This window comes from Fibrella rubiginis (assembly GCF_017353185.1).
Taxonomy (GTDB): domain Bacteria; phylum Bacteroidota; class Bacteroidia; order Cytophagales; family Spirosomataceae; genus Fibrella; species Fibrella rubiginis.
Genome location: NZ_JAFMYV010000002.1, coordinates 714,433 through 733,762, shown reverse-complemented (window position 1 = coordinate 733,762; position 19,330 = coordinate 714,433). Strand labels below are relative to the sequence as shown.

Genomic DNA, 19,330 nt, shown 5'->3' with positions numbered 1-19,330 from the left:
ACGCAGCTACCCGAAAACTTTTTGCCCTGATCTTACTCCACCAACACGAGTGTACCGCTGCGTTCGGGTAGGGTGGGGGCAGGGTTTATGACAAATCGGTATGGCCCGGCTGGCGCCCGTTCACCCCGGATTCGGCCATTCCAGGGCTCATGATACGGTGATTCGTCCAGGATCAGGCTACCCCATCGGTCGAAAATACGCACCCGGCAATTGGGAAATGCCTCGATGCCCGTTAACCGCCAGACGTCATTCTGACCATCGCCATTGGGTGTAAACGCCGTGGGAATAAACAGACCGGGCAGGACGTCTACCTGTACACTGCTGCTAAGCGGGCACTGGCCATTGTCGCTAACGGTAAGCCGGTAGGTTGTGGTCTGATGCGGTTGAACCTGTATGCTTGAGCCAGTGAAGGCATTATCGGCAGGCTCCCATGCGTAGGTAAGGGACTTGCTTTCAGGCTTGACGGGCCCCTGTAAGGTGAGGCTTATGCCCGCCGCAATGGTTTGGTTTGGTCCCAGGTCGGGTTGAGGCACATCGCTGACGGCAATGGTTTGACTTCGGATAGCCGTACAGCCGGCTGCATTTGTAACTGAGTAGGTAACGGTGTGCACGCCTACCCCGGCCAGTGCCGCAGAAAAAAGATTGTTTTGAACACCCGGTCCATCAAATAGCCCGCCATTTGGTTCGGTATAGAACGGAAACGGCTCCGATTTGCTGACACACTGGGTTGGCGGCGGTGGAAACAAAATAGTCGGCTTTTCGAGTACAGCTACCACATTGGCGTCTACAGAGCAGATGCCGTCCGAAACGGAGACCGCGTACGTGCCTGGTCTTGTAGTCACCAGGGTGGGCGTGTTGCCGGGAATGTCGCTGTAATTATACTGCCACTGGTAGACGGTGTTGGGTGAAGCGTTACCCGTCAACGAGGCGGTTAGCGTGTTGCCCTCGCAGGCTACGCTGCCGCCCGTTGGCGCTGTAATGGCTACCCGACCCAGTGTACTCTGACGAATAACGATCGACGTTGTGTTGACGCAATCAGCAAGGGCCGTGTTGGTTACTTCCAGCGTGTATTCGCCGGGGCTATCCACAATCAGTGCGTAGTTTGTATGCCCCCTCAACAGAACGCCGTCTTTAAACCAGCGATACCGATAGGATGGCAGAATGTTCGAAAAAAGGTAGAGTATATCGCCCGGGCACAGTGTCGTCTTCGTAACGGTGATCTGGGCTTCATGGCAGTATCTTCTCGCCATCATCGACAGCGGTTTTTTAGGCTGCCTGGATCGTTGTTGTGCGTGCGTATGCTGACAGCTTGTATACAGGAGTAGTCCAACAAGCAGATAATGTACAAGGCGGCTAAGCATAGGTGGGGCAGTATGGAAGTTTTGGCATGGGCTTTTGCCGATGATGCGCTTTCTTGCGTTAGTCTTCCAAACTTCATCACAAACCATGCCTGTTTACCACCACCTTGGCCAGTTGCCGCCCAAGCGCCATACGGTTTTTAAAAGCCCGGCGGGGGCATTCTATTATGAGCAGCTTTTTGGTACGGTCGGCTTCGACGGTATGTCGTCGCTGTTGTATCACCTGCACCGCCCCACCCAGGTGAAGGCCGTGCTCGATTCAGTTGATCTGCGGCCTTCGCTGGCGGTGGAACACAACATCATGTCGCGAAAACTAATCGGTTTCGACGTGGCTCCGGCTGATGATTTTTTGCAAAGCCGCACGCCGCTGCTGGTTAACAACGACGTAGTGCTGGGCGTGGCCGCCCCCCGTCAGTCGCTCACCGACTATTTCTACAAAAATGCGGACGCCGATGAACTGCTCTTCATTCACCGGGGCACGGGCACGTTGCGTACCCTGCTGGGGCAGATTTCGTTTGTGCCGGGCGATTACCTGCTCATTCCGCGTGGCATGATCTACCAGATCTCATTCGACGAAACGACTGCTGCGGGGGCTGATTCGGTTGGCAACCGGTTGTTTTACCTCGAGTCTACCTCGCCGATCTATACGCCCAAACGCTACCGGAATCACTTCGGTCAGCAGCTCGAACACTCACCCTATTCGGAGCGGGATCTGAAGCTGCCGCAGAACCTGGAAACCCACGACGAGCAGGGCGAATTTGTCCTGAAAATTAAGAAGGAAGGCATCCTGCACGCGCTGGTATACGACTATCACCCGTTCGACGTGGTGGGCTGGGATGGGTATAATTTCCCTTACGGCATCTCGATCCATGACTTTGAACCCATTACGGGGCGCATTCACCAGCCACCACCGGTGCATCAGATGTTCGAGACCAAGGCGTGCGTGGTGTGCTCATTTGTGCCCCGGTTGTTCGACTATCATCCGCAGGCCATTCCGGCACCCTACAACCACAGCAACATCGACTCCGACGAGGTGCTGTATTACGTCGACGGCAATTTCATGTCGCGCAACGGCATTGGTCCGGGTGTGCTGACGTTGCATCCGGGGGGCATTCCGCACGGTCCGCACCCCGGCGCGATGGAGCGTAGCATTGGCAAAACCGGCACCGACGAACTCGCCGTGATGGTTGACACTTTCCGCCCGTTGCGCCTCACCACCCAGGCCATGGGTATTGATGATGGCGTTTATTTTCAATCATGGCGCGAACAATAAATAAATGAGTGACTAAGTGATTGAGCGAATGAGTGACTGGCTGATCGCTACGCCGCATTTGTGTTATAGCAACATAAGATAGCCGCGTAGCGACCAGCCAGTCACTCATTCGCTCAATCACTCAGTCACTCATTCCCCATATGTCTTCCGACTTCACCATTCATAATCTGCCGTTTGGCATTTTCAGTACTGCCCGGCAGCCTAACCCCCGTGTGGGGGTGGCCATCGGCGATCAGATCATCGACATGACGCTTGCCGCCAACGGGGCCTTATTCGATGAGTTTCTGACCGAAAAGCAGAAGACCGTTTTTCAACTCGCTACGCTAAATGAGTTTATCCGGCTGGGTCGATCTGTATGGCGGCAGGTGCGGCAGGTGCTACAGGCGGCGCTGACTGAACCCACCGGGCAACACCAATTGCCCGATCACGCCTTTGTACCCATGACCGATGCCATTATGCACCTGCCCGTGCAGATCGGCGATTATACCGATTTTTATTCCAGCATCGACCACGCCAGTAACGTAGGCAAAATGTTCCGGGACCCCGCCAACGCCCTGCTGCCCAACTGGCGACACCTGCCGGTAGGGTATCATGGGCGGGCTTCGTCGGTGGTGGTGTCGGGAACGGACATTCGTCGGCCCAGCGGGCAAATGATGCCCAAGGGCGCTACTGAGCCTGTTTTTGGCCCTTCGCGCCGCCTCGATTTTGAACTGGAAACGGCCTTTATTGTGGGCAAAGACACAGCGCTGGGTACGGTGCTGACGCCTGCCGATTTCGACGAACACGTTTTTGGTATAGTGCTGTTCAACGACTGGTCGGCGCGCGATATTCAGCAGTGGGAGTATGTGCCACTGGGACCGTTTTTGGGCAAAAGCTTCGGTTCGTCTATGTCGCCATGGGTCGTTACGATGGAGGCCCTGGCGCCCTTCCGCGTGCCTGGCTACGTGCAGGCTCCTCCGCCGCTGCCGTACTTGCAGGAAACCAACCCGCTCCCCAACCTCGACATCCACCTGGAGGTAGAGCTGATTCCCGCCAGCGGAGACGACAAAACAGGTAAAACAGTTATTTCGCGCTCAAATCAGCGTTTTCTGTACTGGTCGCAGGCGCAGCAACTGGCCCACCACACGGTCAATGGCTGCAACCTGCGGGTGGGTGATCTGATGGCGTCGGGTACTATTTCCGGACCGGACCGTTCGTCGTGGGGGTCACTGCTCGAACTGTCGTGGGGCGGCGCTGAACCGCTCAGGCTGGCAAATGGTGAAACGCGCACCTTCCTCGACAACGGAGACACTGTCACGTTCCGGGGCTGGGCGGGCGGGGGAGAGCACCGTGTAGGGTTTGGTGAAGTAACGGGACGGATTGTGGGTTAAGCGATCCTGCAGAAGTTCTACATTATGATTCGATTAAATCTATAGGCATTATAGATTAAAATTGTAAACGAAAACCGGTGAGCGCGGTTGAGGTTGGGTAATGCATAAACGCAACACACGCTAACGTATGAAAAAGGTAATCGTTTTGGCCGTATTGCTTGTAGCAGTAGCCACCGCAGGTACACAGGCAGCACCATCGCAGGGTGGGGCTGATCCCAAAAATTCATCAGCCAGCCGGACTACGCCAAGTAGCACGGGTGGAACTACATCGAGTAACCAATCAACAGGTGGCAGCACCGGCACTATGTCGGGCGGATCGATGAAACATGGTGGCAAGATGAGTGGTAAAGCCATGAGTAGCAAAGGGAAAAGCAGCAGCATGTCGTCGGGCAGTAAGAGCAGCAAGCAGCAATAGTTGAGCGCCTGCTCCAGTTAATGTTGTTACCAGCAGAGCCCCGTATCAGGTTATTTCAACCGATCTGATACGGGGCTCTCGTGTGTATAGAGAAAGGACAATGACGGTCATTTTCGTAGAAAAATGGCGATTTGTTACTGATGCATGAGGAGACATAGGATATTGCGTATCGACAACTGCTCTAACTCATGCGTATACTCACGTTTCTACTGTTTGTTATTACCGCGTCGCATGCCCAAAACCTGACCGTACGAGGGCTTAAACAACCCGTGGAGGTGTTACGCGATGGGTGGGGGGTGAACCACATTTACGCCAAAAATGAGCATGACCTGTTCTTCGCGCAGGGGTACATGGCGGCGCAGGACCGCCTGTTTCAACTGGAAATGTGGCGGCGGCAAGCGACCGGCACCGTAGCCGAACTGCTTGGCTCGCAAGAGCTTAAGCGCGATATAGGTACGCGCCTGTTTAGGTTTCGTCCCCAGGATCTGGATGCTGAACTGAACCGGTATCACCCCCGCGGGAGCGTGATTGTGCGGGCGTTTGTGGAAGGTATCAACGCCTACGTGACACAGATCAATCAGACTCCCGACAAACTCCCGTTTGAGTTTAAAACGCTGAATACACGCCCCGGCCTCTGGACACCGGAAGTAGTCATCAGCCGGCATCAGGGCCTGCTCAGCAACATCCGCGATGAGCTGAACTATGGTCGGCTCGTACACCTGATCGGAGCCGACAGCCTGCGGGCGTTGCAGTGGTTTCACCCCAAAGCAAACCAGAATGACAAATCGCCCGACCTGACACTGCACGTAGATGGTAAAGGGCTGATGCAGAATATATTAGAGTTGTACGAAGCCTTCCGCCTGCCCGTCCGGTTCAGCAAAGCCGACAAAACAATGGGCGTGACCATGGAAGACGAGGCACTGAACAGGGCGTCAAAGGGGGTAGGGATGCCATCACTCCAAGTGATGGCATCCCTACCCCCTTTGACGCCCTCTCAAGCTGAAATCGACGCCTGGTTCGAGGAAGAAAAGCAGTTTGTGGGGTCGAACAACTGGACTATTTCGGGCGAGAAATCAGCGAGTGGGTACCCCATGCTGGCCAATGACCCCCACCGGGCGCAGTCTACGCCATCGTTGCGGTATTGGACGCATCTGAACGCGCCCGGCTGGAATGTCATTGGCGCTGGCGAACCCACCTTGCCGGGTATTTCCATTGGCCACAACGACTATGGCGCGTGGGGCCTGACTATTTTCGACACTGACAACGAAGATTTGTACGTCTACGACATCAACCCGGCCAACCCGAACCAGTATCGCTACAAAGGTCGCTGGGAGACCATGCGCACCCGCCGCGAAACCATCGCCGTGAAGGGTCAACCCGCCCAGACCGTTACCCTGAGGTACACCCGCCACGGGCCGGTCGTGTTTGCCGATGCCAAAGCCCACAAGGCCTACGCCGTTCGGGCGGGGTGGCTCGAACCGGGTTGTTCGCCCTACCTGGCCAGCCTGCGCATGAACCAGGCCAGGTCGTGGACCGAATTCCGGCAGGCGTGTATGGCCAGCCGCGTGCCGGGCGAAAACATGATCTGGTCGGACCCCAAAGGCACCATCGGCTGGCAGGCGGTGGGGCTGGCCCCCATCCGTAAAAACTGGACGGGACTTGTGCCCGTACCCGGCGACGGTCGCTACGAATGGGCTGGTTTTCTGCCCATTGCGCAACTGCCCCACTCCGAAAATCCAAAATCGGGTATCATAGTCACGGCTAATAATAACCTTACACCCAGCGATTTTCCCCATCGCGATGCCATTGGCTGGGTGTGGGCCGGACCGTCGCGGGCGCAACGAATTGAAGAGGTGCTGGCCGATGGTAAACGTAAAACACTATCCGACTTCATGCGCCTGCAAGCAGATTACGTAGCCCTGCCCGCCCGCACGTTGGTGCCGCTGCTGGAACCCCTTTCGTCAGACGATGGCCCAACGGAGCAGGCCCTGGCGTATCTCCGCAAATGGAATTATTCGCTGGATATGAACTCGGTGGCGGCATCGATTTACGTGGGTTTCGAGACCAACCTCCGCCGGGCCTTCGCTGATCTGGTTATTCCTGACGATGCCAAACCGTATCTGAAAACCATTCCAACCAAGCGTCTGCTGGACTGGGCTGTGTCGCCACAATTGATAATCAGCCGACCTATTAATCGCGACAGTTTATTGCTGGCCTGTGTAACGCAGTCGGTGGCTGACTTAACCAAACGCCTCGGCCCTGACATGGAAACGTGGGTGTATGGGCAGCGCACAAACAAGCACATCACCCTTACGCACGCCCTGAGCGACCTGGTAAGCGATGAGCAGAAGAAGCGGATCAACCTTGGCCCGGTGGCGCGGGGCGGCTACGGCGAAACGGTGAATGTAACGGGCAGCGGCCTGAATCAGGAACATGGTGCGTCGTTCCGGATCGTGATGGATACCGAAGACTGGGACCGCACGATGGGTATCAACACCCCCGGCCAGTCGGGCAACCCCGACAGCCCGCACTACCGCGATCTGCTCCCTCTCTGGGCCGAAAATGGCTATTTTCCCGTTTTCTTCTCACGCAGTAAAATTGAGCAGGTGACAGAGCAGAAGACGGTGCTGAAACCGTAAATCGGTCTTTGGTCATTTGCCAATCGTAGGCAAATGACCAAATTTTCCGCCCTGCTAAGGGTTGAAACGGGGCTGGCTTGTCTTTACCTGTCAGACAATCCCCTCAGCCAAATCGATTTGGTCAGTTTTGCCGGTTAACGGTGTCATTCTACCTGAATCGTCTAATTTTAACCTCGTTAAACCTAAATCACTCCTTTTTTAACCCCACGAAATTGTTTTCATGAGTCAACTCATTACGACCGATTACATCGTTTTCCTCCTCTATTTCGTTGGCGTTTCGGCCTACGGATACTGGATCTACAAACAAAAACAGACCGGCAAACAAGACACCAAAGACTTTTTCCTGGCCGAAGGGTCGCTGACCTGGTGGGCCATCGGGGCCTCGCTCATCGCCTCAAACATATCTGCTGAGCAGTTTATTGGCATGTCGGGCGACGGGTTCCGGCTGGGCATTGCCATTGGCGTGTATGAATGGCTGGCAGCCATCAGCCTCATCATTGTGGCGGTCTGGTTTATCCCGATCTACCTGAAGAACAAAATCTTCACCATGCCGCAGTTTCTCAGCACCCGCTACAACGAGACCGTGAGTTTGATCATGGCCATTTTTTGGCTGTTTCTCTACATTTTCGTTAACCTGACCTCGATCCTGTTCCTGGGTGCATCGGCCATCAGCAACCTTGTTGGGGGCGATAGTTTCCATGCAATCATCATCGGGTTGAGCGTTTTTGCCATCATCATCACCCTCGGCGGTATGAAAGTGATTGGCTATACCGACGTGATTCAGGTGCTGGTGCTTATCATCGGCGGGCTGGTAACGACCTATTTGGCCCTGACCAAAGTAAGCGAAACCTTCGGGCTGGGCAGCAGTGCGATAACGGGTTTCAACGCCATGATTGCCAACGCCGAGGATCACTTCCACATGATTTTTGCCAAACCGGGACCGGGCTCGTCCCAGGCTGATATAAATAAATACCTGACGCTGCCGGGCATTATGATGTACCTGGCCGGGCAGTGGGTGGTAAACCTCAACTACTGGGGTTGCAACCAGTACATCACCCAGCGGGCACTGGGCGCCGACCTCAAGACCGCCCGGACAGGTATCCTTTTCGCTGCCCTGTTGAAAATCTTCATGCCCGTTATTGTGATGGTGCCGGGCATTGCGGCCTACGTCATTCACGCCCACGGCGGGTTGCAGGCCGAAATGCTTCGCGACGGGGCCGTATCGGGCGACAATGCCTATTCGGCGGTGCTGACGTTTTTGCCCAGTGGCCTCAAAGGGCTATCAGTAGCGGCCCTCACGGCAGCCATTGTGGCGTCGCTGGCGGGCAAGGCCAACTCGATCTCGACCATTTTCACGCTCGACATTTACCATAAATACGTGAACAAGACGGCCACCGAAACGCAGCTTGTGTGGGTGGGTCGGCTGGCTATTCTGGCTGCCGTGCTTGTCGCTATCGGCTTTGCCTGGGGCGACGCGCTGGGTATTGGCGGGGCGGGGGGCTTCACCTACATCCAGAAATATACGGGCTACATCAGTCCGGGTATTTTCGCCATTTTCATCCTCGGCTTTTTCTGGAAACGCACCACCGGCACGGCGGCCATCGTGGGTATTCTGGCGGGTTTCGGGCTGGTGGTTTTGTTCAATCAGTTTGCGCCTGCCCTCTTTGGCAACGACACGCTGCTCTATACGGCCTTCCCCAACAAAGATGGTGTGTATGAAATCCCCTTCCTGGTGTCGATGGGCCTGTCGTTTGCCCTTACGGTGCTGCTGATGGTGATTATCAGCCTGGCCGGTCCAAAGGTGAACCCCAAAGCGTTCGAGATCGATGCGACCATGTTCAAACTGGCCCCCACGCACGTTGCTATGATCGCTATTATCCTGGCGCTCGTTTCGGCGATCTACGTCCGGTTCTGGTAGGGAAACGAGTTTAAGGTTTAACGTCCAACGTTTAAAGTTGCTTCGCGCTCGGCTTTTGCGAACGCGAAGCAACTTTAAACGTTGGACGTTAAACCTTAAACTTTAGACGCCTCTATCTTTGCCCCCCTGAACTACCCCTCTCTGTGAACGAAATACGCGTGTTTGCCCCGGCCACGGTGGCCAATGTGGCCTGTGGCTTTGATATATTTGGTTTTGCCGTCGACCAGCCGGGCGACGAGGTGCTGCTTCGCCAAACCGACCAGCCCGGCGTTCGCATTATCGATATTATTGGCGACGACGGGCGACTGCCCCGCGACGCCGCCCGGAACACCGCTGGTATTGCCATCCAGTCTTTCCTGAAAAAAATAGGTCGCCCCGACGTTGGTTTCGACATGGTGCTGACCAAACACATGCCGCTGGGCAGCGGGCTTGGGTCCAGCGCGGCCAGTGCCGTGGCGGGGGTTTTTGCCGCTAATGAGCTCTTAGGCAGGCCGTTAACGACGCTGGAATTACTGCCTTTTGCGATGGAAGGTGAACGCATAGCCTGCGGTTCAGCCCATGCCGACAACGTGGGACCGTCGCTCTTGGGGGGCTTCGTAGTAGTACGCAGCTATGCGCCCCTCGACGTGATCAAGATCGAAACGCCCGCCAGTCTGTTTGCCACCATTGTGCATCCCGACGTGGAGGTGAACACGAAAGACGCCCGCTATATCCTGAAAAACGAAGTGTCGCTCAAAAACGCGATTACCCAGATGGGCAACGTGGCGGGCCTGATCGCGGGCCTGATGAAGCCCGACTACGACCTTATCGGCCGCTCCATGGTCGACGTGATCATTGAGCCCGTTCGGTCGATTCTTATCCCGGAGTTCGACGAAGTGAAACGGTCGGCAATCGCCAATGGCGCGCTGGGGTGCAGTATTTCCGGCTCCGGCCCCTCGATGTTTGCTCTTAGCCGCGACGCCGACACGGCACAAAACGTGGGTCAGGCCATGCAGCAGGCGTTTCTATCCGTTGGTATCACCAGCGAAGTCTACGTGTCGGGCATCAACAACGTAGGGCCGAGAGTACTGGCATAGGGTTAATACATCACCACCAATGTTCCCCGTTCTTCAGCCAGGTAGGGGGTTGGCTTTACCACGTAATGATACACACCTGACGGGATCAACTGCCCGTCGCGCCGTCCATCCCAGGGGTGCTGATAATCGTCGCTGGCGAAAATGACCTCACCCCAGCGGTTGAAAACCCGTACTGCGCAGCCCGGAAACGATTCGATGCCCCGGAACTCCCAGCTATCATTTAGGCTGTCGCCATTGGGCGAAAACGCCGTGGGAATAAACAGACCCGGCAACACCGTCAGTACCACCTCGTCGGTCAACGGGCATACCCCATTGCGACTGACGGTGAGCTTATACGTTGTGGTCTGGGCGGGTTGAGCCGTAATGCTGACGGCCGTGGCTGAGGTCAGCCCGGACAGTGGCGTCCAGGCGTAGGTCAGGCCCGCGCCGGGTGGTCCCCCCAGATTCACCCGGCTGCCGACCACAATGGTCATATCCGCGCCCAGGTCGGGCTGGGGGACGTCGACAACCGTGAACGTGCGTGTGGTGTCGGCGCGGCAACCGGCGGTGTTCGTCACTGAATACATAACCGTGTGCCGGCCAGCCCCAATCAGCCCCGGATTCAACCGCCCGCCCGTGATCCCCGTCCCCGAAAATACCCCTCCCGCCGGATTAGCCTGCAGCGTCAGGGTGGGGGCCGAGGCACCACAAATAGGCGAAATAGAGTCGATCAGGGGTACTGGGCGGGCATTTACCTGTGCCAGTGCCGACTTCACCGAACAAGCCGTATCGCTGACCGTGACCAGGTAAGCACCGGGTTTGTCGGCGCGGGTGGTGACAGAGGTAGTAGATAAGGGTGATCCATTCAGCTGCCAACTGTAGGAAATGCCCGTCAGCGACTGGGGCAACCGGACGGTGAGCTGTCCGCCTGCACAGAGCGGCCCGGCCAGGGCGGCCACCACACTAACGCTCGTAAGCGGGCTTTTGACCAGATTGATGGAATCGGCACTGAGGCAGCCGTTGGTAGTATTGAGAATTTCCAGACGATATTTTCCGCCCCGCGGCGACACGAGCCTGTCTTTGGTCTCGCCGGGTAGTGGCTTGCCGTCCTGGTACCACTGGTATCTGAAATCGGGGCGGGCGTTGGCCTGTAGCGTGGCAGGACGATCAACGCAGATAACGGTATCGGCTGCCGTGATGCGGGCGGGGTCGTTGGGTTTGTAGGTTACCCGAAACGGCTCCGACACCGAGTCGCGGGTGCAGACCGTGGCGAAGCTTTTAATGACTGTGTAGTCGCCCGCCAGGGTAGTGCGGATCGTGGGTTTGTTTTCGCCGGGCAGGTTATAGCCGTCGCGCCGCCATTGATAGTTGAAGTCAGCGGCATTTTCCGACGTTAGTGTGATGTCGCTGCCTACGCAGATAGCCACGGGCGACGCACCGGTTGGCGATACCGCCGTGATCGTTGGTTTGGGCGGTACCTGCGGTGAGCAGTCGACCACCAGAATCTGATGATCGCGGCGTACCTCGCCGATTTTCACCCCATTCCGATACTCTTCGCACAATACGGCAAAGGCAAACAGGCCCAGTTTATCGGGTTTCACGCGCAGGACCCCGTCGGGACTGATGCTTAAGGCTGGTTTTCCCGTAATGGCCTGCTGGGCGGAATAACCTGACTGCCACCTGAGCAGCGGAAAATCGGGGTCTTTGTAGGAATTTTTGAAGCCAAAAGGGGTGTAAATATTGTCGCGGTAGGGCGTCACCAGGCTGTAGCGCAGTTCGTCGCCGTCGGCATCGGTGGCCTGGAAGGGCAGGGTGAAATCTTTGTCGCGGCAGATATATTCGGGGTTGGGCGTCAGAAACACCGGCGACGAATTGCGGAAAGCCCCGCCGTTGCGTTGCAGGGCCGGAAACGCCAGGTAGTAGATCATGCCGGCCTGGTCGGGGCGGTCAATGTTGGTCACGTTTTTGTTGCGGCAACATTTTTCCCAGACAATATAGTACCCTGCCTGATCGGCATATTGAGCCGCGTCTAGCTGAACCAGCCCCTGGTATTTTACCTCCGACGTTTCTAACCCTTTCGACCGGGCGCAGGCGGGATTGGCGTAGACCAGCAGAATTTTTCTGAGAAATTTCAGCGGAAAGTCACCCATCAGCTTGTTGTCGCGCTGACGAAAAATAGACAGGTAAATCTGCGGGTCGATGATGGCTTCCGGTCCCTTGCTGGCTTCATCGATGTAGAGGTTCAGACTCAGCCGATACTGTCCGGGCTTACCTGTAGCGACCAGTTCTACGTTACCCCCGGCAATGTGCGATGCCCAGGCCAGTTGAGCACTCTGGCAAAGCAGGAACAAAAAAAGTAAGGCTGATTTCATATGTCGAGCTAGTATACAGGCAAGGTAAAATACGAATTTATCGTGGCACAGAGTTGCCTTATCTATCAGGCGCTTGATTTAGTAACAGGAGTACAAACAAGCGCAAAAGGTTGCTTCGCTCAACAGTAGGTGCCGTCCGCGTTGGCAAAGGAGAAATGGGGGTGTTGCTGGTACGGCTACTGGCAACAAAAACTACGGATGTTGCCGTAGCAAGTTTCAGCGATTTGGATGAGGATGAGCAATAGCAGGCCCATTCATACTTATCGTAACACCCCAACCAGCTGACCACCAGGACGGGCATGCCGAGAGCGATTTAATGCTGTTGATCTGATTCCTGGTATTGACAACCGAGTAAGAAATAAATGTATACGTAGGCAGACCTTATTTTGATGTCATAATGAACTGGTTAGTTTTGCTTAGTACACCGTAACATTCACTACATATGTGTAAGCAGGCAGGCTCGATTTGGGGATCAATACTCCTTGGCTGTTTGAGTAGCTTTTCAGGGCTACACGCTCAAAACCGCCCGTTGCCGAGTATACCTTCGGAACGTATCTTAAGCCGTGTCGAAGCTCACCTGCGCGCCTGTCGGAACGATAGCGCACTGGCGCTGACCGACCCACTCCTGACCCAACTCGGGGCGCAGGGCAAACTTGATATGCCCTTTGGGCTGCGGGTGCAACTGGCCGAAGCCACTGCCCTCGAACAAAGTTCGCATGACGACTTAGCCCTAAAAAAATTGCTGGCTATTCAACGGATGAGTCAACAGACCAGCGATTGGGAACTTCAAGCCAAAGCGGGCTTACAGTTAGCACTGATCTACGAAAAAGTTCACCGGCTAGACCAAAGCCGGGACTGGTTGGCCCAGTCAAAAGCCATTATTGAGCAGCAGGGTCTAACACGTCTATATCCGCTTTACACCGTACGCAAAGCCTCTTGGGAACGACATTTTGGCGATAAGATGATGGCTCAACGATTGGCCCAACAGGCAGTGCAGACTGCTTCTGGTCAGGGATTGCTTAAAGAAGAAGCCGACGGGCATCTGCTCCTGGCGGCCCTATTGCCTGCATCAGCGATTGATGAGCAACTACGCCACTCGTTTGCGGCTGTCAGGCTTTTTCGGCAACTGGGTGATTTGGAGACGATAGGCTTCATGTATGAAGCGATTACCAGAAAATATATTCAGCAAACCAAGTGGGCGCAGGCACTACACTACAATGACTCGACCCTTGCGGTTGTTGGTCGGATACTGGCCACCCATCAGGATACGCTCCCGGTAGATGTATTGCTGGGCCACGCCTTTGAGGCGCGGGCTACCATCTATCAGCAACGAGGCTTGCCCGATTCTGCCTTGGTGTTTATGCGGCGAAGCATACCACTGTTGCTGGAGGCACAGAATAAAGAGGTTCATACCCAGATTGCCAACATCGAATCGCGCTACCAGAATGAGCGCAAGCAGAAGCAGATCGAGGAACAGACGATGGCCCTGCGGCTAAAAAATAACCAACTCCTGCTGTCGGGTATTATCGGGTTTTTGGTGCTGACGATGGCCGTTGGGCTACTGGTGGGGTATCGGCGGCAACGAGCCGACAAGCAGCACCTGCATACCCAGTACGCCATTATCCGCCAACAGGCCGACACGCTCCAGCGTCTCGATACGGCTAAGACGCGCCTCTTTACCAATATCTCGCACGAGTTCAGAACGCCGCTTACGGTCATTAATGGCCTCGCAACTCAACTTGGGCAAAGCACCGACGACAGCATACAGGAAACGGCTACGCTGATTGGGCGCAACGGCAAAAATCTGCTGCACCTGGTCAATCAGATTCTCGATCTGGCCCAAATCGACAATGGATCGATGCCCATAAGCTGGGTACATGGCAATAGCATCACGTACCTGCAATACCTCACCGAATCGTTTTATTCGCTGGCGCAGCAACGAGAAATCCGGCTGGTATTTTATGCAGAACAGCCGACTGTTTTGATGGATTTTGATGCGGGGAAACTACAGACTATCCTGACCAACCTGGTGGGTAATGCCCTGAAGTTTACGCCCCGGCAGGGCAGAATAGTCATTCACGCCAAGGTGTTGCCGGGTACAGCCTGCCCCGCTGAGGCGGGGTTGGCCGGGAGCCAATTCCTGCAACTGAACGTACAGGACACGGGTAGCGGCATCGCCGAGCATGAACTGCCGCACATCTTCGACCGCTTCTATCAGACCAATGAGTCGAGCACGCGCCATAACGAGGGTACGGGCATCGGCCTGGCGCTGGTACACGAACTCACGACCCTGCTCGGCGGGCACATTGCGGTGGAGAGCCGCATAGGCAAGGGAACAACCTTCGCGCTCATGCTGCCCATTCAGCAACGCGACCCGGAGGCAACCCCCTGGGAACCGGCCCACACCCGGCCCAACGGGGCGAAACCTGACGTACTTGCGCCCGCCACATACCTGCCCCTCACCGCCACCGACAAACCACTCTTGCTACTGATTGAAGACAACGCCGACGTAGCCACCTACATCAACGGCCTGTTGCAGCGCGACTATCAGATCACGTGGGCCGAAAACGGCAAAATCGGTATCGAGCGGGCCTGGGAACTCGTGCCCGACATCATTATCAGCGACGTAATGATGCCCGAAAAAGATGGCTACGACGTATGCCATACGCTCAAAACCGACGAACGCAGCAGCCACATTCCGATCATCCTGCTCACGGCCAAAGCCACGCAGGCCGATAAGCTTACTGGCCTGAAAACCGGCGCCGATGCCTACCTCGAAAAGCCGTTCCAGACCGACGAACTGTTCGTACGCTTAAACAACCTCGTGTCGCTGCGGAAACGGTTGCAGGCAACATACAGCCAAACCATCCGCCTGACCGCCCCCTTGCCCGTTGGTGACGACGGCTCGCCCGCGCCCACCCTCGACGAGCAGTTTCTCGCCAAAATTAATACGGTCATTGCCGACCATATTGATAACCCCGACCTCGGTGTTGGGCACTTGTGCGCCGCCACCAACCTGTCGAACACGCAGGTGTTTCGGAAACTGAAAGCCCTTACGGGCCTAAACCCCACGCTCTACGTGCGCCGCCAACGGCTGGAACGGGCGGTGGGGCTGCTGCAAAACCCCGCGCTTAACGTGGCCGAGGTAGCCTACGCCGTTGGTTTTGCCGACCCCAATTATTTCTCCCGCGCCTTCACCGAAACCTTCGGCCACCCGCCCGATGCACTACGAAAGCGGTTGAAAACCAAGATGGTATAGTATGTATAGTTAGCACTCACGCAAACTGGGTGCTATTTTTTTTAGGGACAATGCATGCTGAGTGCTAGCTAATGCAAGCTGAGTGAAGTCCCGATGGGTACGTTGCCGTGCAGTTTTGTGGCATCACTTGAGCCGCCACTGAGGGCGGACTGGTGCAGTCTTTTTTCCACCAAAACCATCTCGGCGGAGTTACGCCCATCTATGAGAAAGCTAGTCTTTCTGTCGTCCTTTTTTGCCGGTTTGGCCATCGTCACCAGCCTGTGGTTAGCTAGTTGTAAAGGCGAGGTCGGCCCGGCAGGGGCTACTGGCCCGGCTGGTCCTGCTGGCCCGGCAGGTGCCGCTGGTGCTACCGGCCCGGCGGGTGCTTCAGGAGCATCAGGCGTTTCGAGTGTGATTCAATACTCGTTTACCGCCAGAACGTGGGCGGCAACAGTGGGAGCGCAACAAACGTTTTCTTTCACTGGTGTTAGTGACCAAGTTGCTGCTGCTAGCACCTTTGCCTGTTACATCGCGGTTCCTTCCTCGAACACAGCCATCAATTCCATCAACTGGTTTCAGGTTCCGGGGGTGATACGCATTAATGACGGCTCAAATAATTTTGATTATGGAGACTATAATACTTGGTTAAATACGGCCAACGGTCGTAGTCCAGTGTTAGCTGTACGGCGAGAGTCTGTAGGTACTAGTGGGGCATTAACCGCCGCTGTTCGCATCATTATGGTACCCGCCAACGACCTCCGCAATGGTGGTCGGAAGGCCGCCGTGGATTTCAAGGACTACAACGCCGTAAAGGCCTTCTACCACCTCCCCGACTAAGTCTCCTCTACTGCGTATTTTAGAAAAGCCCTCTACAGCTAAAGTGGTGGGCTTTTCTACTGGCATACTACTGCACATCGAGCAGAGCTACGTCTGCGCTTGCACTGTGCACCACGTCAACAATGTGCTTATTGCTCTACTACTAAACCTGTTAACCTAAAAAATCATGAGTGCCGTGAACTCTCCTCTCCTGTACGGATCAATTATCAACCTGCAAGCTGGCTCTTCGACAGGTGCGTATCTAACCAAGTATGCTAAAATTCCAGACGTCATAAGTTTTGCTGCAAGCGATTCGGCCAGGGGCATGGTATTGACAAGCTCAACCATAGATAATACGGCGGGGTCGGGTAACTGGGAAATACGTTCAGCTACGAAGAAAGACGGAGAGCCACTACTGTACGGTGATCAAGTTTATTTATCAAATCTGCATCCAGATATGGGTTACCTTGATTCGTGCCGATATACTAAAAATATTCCTTCACTAACGGATTATCCAGAAATGATTGGGGTATTTACCAGCAAATCCAAAAATCGTGATAGTAGCTCAGGAAGCTGGACCATCTCGTCAGCTACTGGTAGTAAGCAGACCGGCGAACCTGTTAACCAAGGGGATAGTATCTTTCTACAGAATGCCTATCCTGATGCAGGTAAGTTATGCGTATACGGTGCTGTTTCATCTAATCCCGCCTTCTCCGGCTACGACAAGGCTAAGTCATTTGTGTTTTGCACATATACTAGTGTGCCCCAGTCGACGAATGACACTGCGTGGACAGTAACTAACAGTACAAAATTACTCGACACGAATGATGCCGCTACAGCTCAACGAATAAATACATTTCTTAAAAAATTTAAAATAACCTCATTAATTGATACGTCATTAGGTACGGTAGCCAATCCAAAAGTTGTAAAATGCGGATATGTTTTTTGCGATTTCTCGGATAAAACTGGCAACCTGGGGGACATAAATACCAATTTCAATCTATTAAATGGAATAGATCAAGTCAGCAATACCAATATAGTGGCAGACTTTATCAACAAAGAATCTAACGGAACTGTCAAATTGGATATAGCCCAACACTCAGATAATTCAACTAAATGGATACGACTTCCTAAAACTAACGCAGATTATGTAGGCAATCTCAATACACTGTTTGCCGATGTCGATACTTTAGTAGAGATTCCAGATGAATGGCAAATCCTATTTCTTGCTTTCCCCAAAGGTGCCACTGCAATTGCCAGTTCCCAGATGTGTGGTGAGCGACTGCTCGATCAGAACCAAAAAATAAACATTGTTTTTCTTGACCCTAATCTGTACAACGAAGCAGATAATAATACCCCTTGGACAACTGTTCATGAAGTGATGCATGCCTTGGGCTTGCCTGATCTTTACGAAACGTCAAGTTACGGCTGGTCGCTGATGTCCGATTGTCGGACAGGGTGGCACATCACCGGCTTTGAAAAGTTAGTGTTGGGCTGGCACAAATTAAGTGATTATCATTTTCTGGAAAGTGGAACGATCAAAGCCAATATTTTTGATCAAAGCGCGGGGGAAGGAACTAAAAAAGGCATCATCGTTATGCCTGATACTGTGCGGAAAGAATGCTATTTCGTCGAAAAGGCGCAAGCCGTTGGTAGAACTGTGGTTGATGTAGCCAGTTTTGATCGGAATGGGTTGCTGCTTATGATGGCAGATCCCAGTTTACGCGATATCAGTCCGTTTGTTTCGGAGCGTGGTGATTCGACAACCAATTTGAAGTTTGGAGGTGCCGGAAAAGCACCGTTCATATCAGGGCAATCGTGTACTACGATGGGTATATCGTTATTTTATCACGACAGCGATCCGTACGTACGGGTAAATTCATCCTATACCGTACCAGACTCGGCCCAATCGCTTCGAGAGAACGAATACATCAAAACTTCAGATAGTACTGTTGTTTTCAAAATGGATATGTTCGGGATGCTTACGGCAGGGAGTGACCGATTAAAACTCGACGGCAAGCTCTTAAATGGCAAATCAACAAACAAAATGGATTATGGCTTCACTGTTTACGTAGACAGAAAAGGTATAGTACATTGGATCGCTGATATCAGTCAGACTGATTCATCAACTAATTTTTTATACCCGACCAACACACCTTCGCCTCTGCCCGACGGTGATTATTTCTTTAAAGTGGAAAAAGACCCGCAATCTGATGATTACCGGGTGGCTGTTTATGCTGGAAAGATCGGAGATACTCAGGCCGTATATAAATACACGCTTTTCGCCATCCTTAAAGCGGATATAAGTAGAGGTTGGGAAACGCCAGTGGACGAGAATAAATGCATTATTCGTTTTCAAAACGACGGTAATCTTTGCTTGTACAGTAAAAATGACGACAACACTGATAAGTATCGCTGGAGCTTGTATAAGAGTACAGAATCTAGAAAACCCGTATTTGCAGAATGGGAAGATTCGGGTGAATTGATCTTTTATTATGATGATGACACGCCTACTAATTCTGTAACGAAAAGCCTATTTTCGGCAGCGCAAAAAGGTACCAGACCATTCGCCCTAAAATCAAAATTGGTCGGCACCACGTACTCAATTGTTGTTGTGGATGGTGCCGGAGCGGAACTGTACGCACTCGATAATACACTAGATGGCAAAAAGTGAGATAGGGAGCGATTAAAATCGCAAGGTTAGTCATCCCCAAAAGGGGCGAGGTAACGTACCTGCCTCGCCCCTTTTACTATTAGCTAAATTCGCCTGATTGCCATTGTAGACAAAACCGGCATCTTACTCATTCCGAAATGGTCGCTCGTATGCCGGTTTCAGCAGCCGCCAGATGGCAGAGCGGTAGTCTTTACCATTGTGC

Annotated in this window: 11 protein-coding genes; 9 read left to right on the top strand and 2 right to left on the bottom strand. The window is 54.0% G+C overall.

The genetic code is table 11. The features are described from left to right. Positions 1-32: 32 nt before the first annotated feature. Positions 33-1,253 (bottom strand): T9SS type B sorting domain-containing protein, encoded by a 1,221-nt coding sequence (locus tag J2I47_RS06575; RefSeq protein WP_207363743.1) that lies wholly within the window; start codon positions 1,251-1,253, stop codon positions 33-35. A 193-nt stretch (positions 1,254-1,446) separates the two neighbouring features. Here J2I47_RS06575 and J2I47_RS06570 point away from each other — a divergent pair, with 193 nt between their 5' ends. The 6 genes from J2I47_RS06570 (at position 1,447) to J2I47_RS06545 (ending at position 10,049) form a co-directional block, all read left to right on the top strand. Beyond that, positions 1,447-2,631, top strand: a complete 1,185-nt coding sequence (locus J2I47_RS06570) for a homogentisate 1,2-dioxygenase (protein WP_207363742.1) — start codon at positions 1,447-1,449, stop codon at positions 2,629-2,631. A gap of 140 nt (positions 2,632-2,771) precedes the next feature. Continuing rightward, a complete protein-coding gene (gene fahA, locus J2I47_RS06565; protein WP_207363741.1) occupies positions 2,772-4,001 on the top strand; it encodes a fumarylacetoacetase in 1,230 nt (409 codons plus the stop codon). Between the two features lie 127 nt (positions 4,002-4,128). Beyond that, entirely contained in the window at positions 4,129-4,416 is a 288-nt protein-coding gene (locus tag J2I47_RS06560) for a hypothetical protein (protein ID WP_207363740.1), read from the top strand. A gap of 188 nt (positions 4,417-4,604) precedes the next feature. Further along, the gene (locus J2I47_RS06555) at positions 4,605-7,055 is read left to right on the top strand and encodes a penicillin acylase family protein (RefSeq protein ID WP_207363739.1); all 2,451 of its coding nucleotides are present in this window, start codon (positions 4,605-4,607) and stop codon (positions 7,053-7,055) included. Between the two features lie 220 nt (positions 7,056-7,275). Next, on the top strand, positions 7,276-8,973 hold the full coding sequence (locus J2I47_RS06550; protein WP_207363738.1) for a sodium:solute symporter family transporter: 1,698 nt from the start codon (positions 7,276-7,278) through the stop codon (positions 8,971-8,973). A gap of 143 nt (positions 8,974-9,116) precedes the next feature. After that, the gene (locus J2I47_RS06545) at positions 9,117-10,049 is read left to right on the top strand and encodes a homoserine kinase (RefSeq protein WP_207363737.1); all 933 of its coding nucleotides are present in this window, start codon (positions 9,117-9,119) and stop codon (positions 10,047-10,049) included. A gap of 2 nt (positions 10,050-10,051) precedes the next feature. On the opposite strand, the gene J2I47_RS06540 is transcribed toward J2I47_RS06545, so the two are convergent. After that, complete coding sequence (locus J2I47_RS06540) at positions 10,052-12,400, bottom strand: T9SS type B sorting domain-containing protein (protein WP_207363736.1); 2,349 nt, start codon at positions 12,398-12,400, stop codon at positions 10,052-10,054. 529 nt (positions 12,401-12,929) lie between these two features. Here J2I47_RS06540 and J2I47_RS06535 point away from each other — a divergent pair. The 3 genes from J2I47_RS06535 (at position 12,930) to J2I47_RS06525 (ending at position 19,128) form a co-directional block, all read left to right on the top strand. Continuing rightward, positions 12,930-15,659 (top strand): ATP-binding protein, encoded by a 2,730-nt coding sequence (locus J2I47_RS06535; RefSeq protein WP_207363735.1) that lies wholly within the window; start codon positions 12,930-12,932, stop codon positions 15,657-15,659. 201 nt (positions 15,660-15,860) lie between these two features. Further along, positions 15,861-16,475 carry a collagen-like protein gene (locus J2I47_RS06530; RefSeq protein WP_207363734.1) on the top strand — a complete coding sequence of 205 codons (615 nt, stop codon included), beginning with the start codon at positions 15,861-15,863 and terminating at the stop codon, positions 16,473-16,475. A 166-nt stretch (positions 16,476-16,641) separates the two neighbouring features. Further along, on the top strand, positions 16,642-19,128 hold the full coding sequence (locus J2I47_RS06525) for a metallopeptidase domain-containing protein (RefSeq protein ID WP_207363733.1): 2,487 nt from the start codon (positions 16,642-16,644) through the stop codon (positions 19,126-19,128). The last annotated feature ends 202 nt before the right edge of the window (positions 19,129-19,330 follow it).

Excerpts from the sequence above, each read along its gene's own strand:
- J2I47_RS06575 (WP_207363743.1), bottom strand. The coding sequence starts at position 1,253 with ATGATGGCGAGAAGATACTGCCATGAAGCCCAGATCACCGTTACGAAG.
- J2I47_RS06570 (WP_207363742.1), top strand. The coding sequence starts at position 1,447 with ATGCCTGTTTACCACCACCTTGGCCAGTTGCCGCCCAAGCGCCATACG.
- fahA (WP_207363741.1), top strand. The coding sequence starts at position 2,772 with ATGTCTTCCGACTTCACCATTCATAATCTGCCGTTTGGCATTTTCAGT.
- J2I47_RS06560 (WP_207363740.1), top strand. The coding sequence starts at position 4,129 with ATGAAAAAGGTAATCGTTTTGGCCGTATTGCTTGTAGCAGTAGCCACC.
- J2I47_RS06555 (WP_207363739.1), top strand. The coding sequence starts at position 4,605 with ATGCGTATACTCACGTTTCTACTGTTTGTTATTACCGCGTCGCATGCC.
- J2I47_RS06550 (WP_207363738.1), top strand. The coding sequence starts at position 7,276 with ATGAGTCAACTCATTACGACCGATTACATCGTTTTCCTCCTCTATTTC.
- J2I47_RS06540 (WP_207363736.1), bottom strand. The coding sequence starts at position 12,400 with ATGAAATCAGCCTTACTTTTTTTGTTCCTGCTTTGCCAGAGTGCTCAA.
- J2I47_RS06530 (WP_207363734.1), top strand. The coding sequence starts at position 15,861 with ATGAGAAAGCTAGTCTTTCTGTCGTCCTTTTTTGCCGGTTTGGCCATC.
- J2I47_RS06525 (WP_207363733.1), top strand. The coding sequence starts at position 16,642 with ATGAGTGCCGTGAACTCTCCTCTCCTGTACGGATCAATTATCAACCTG.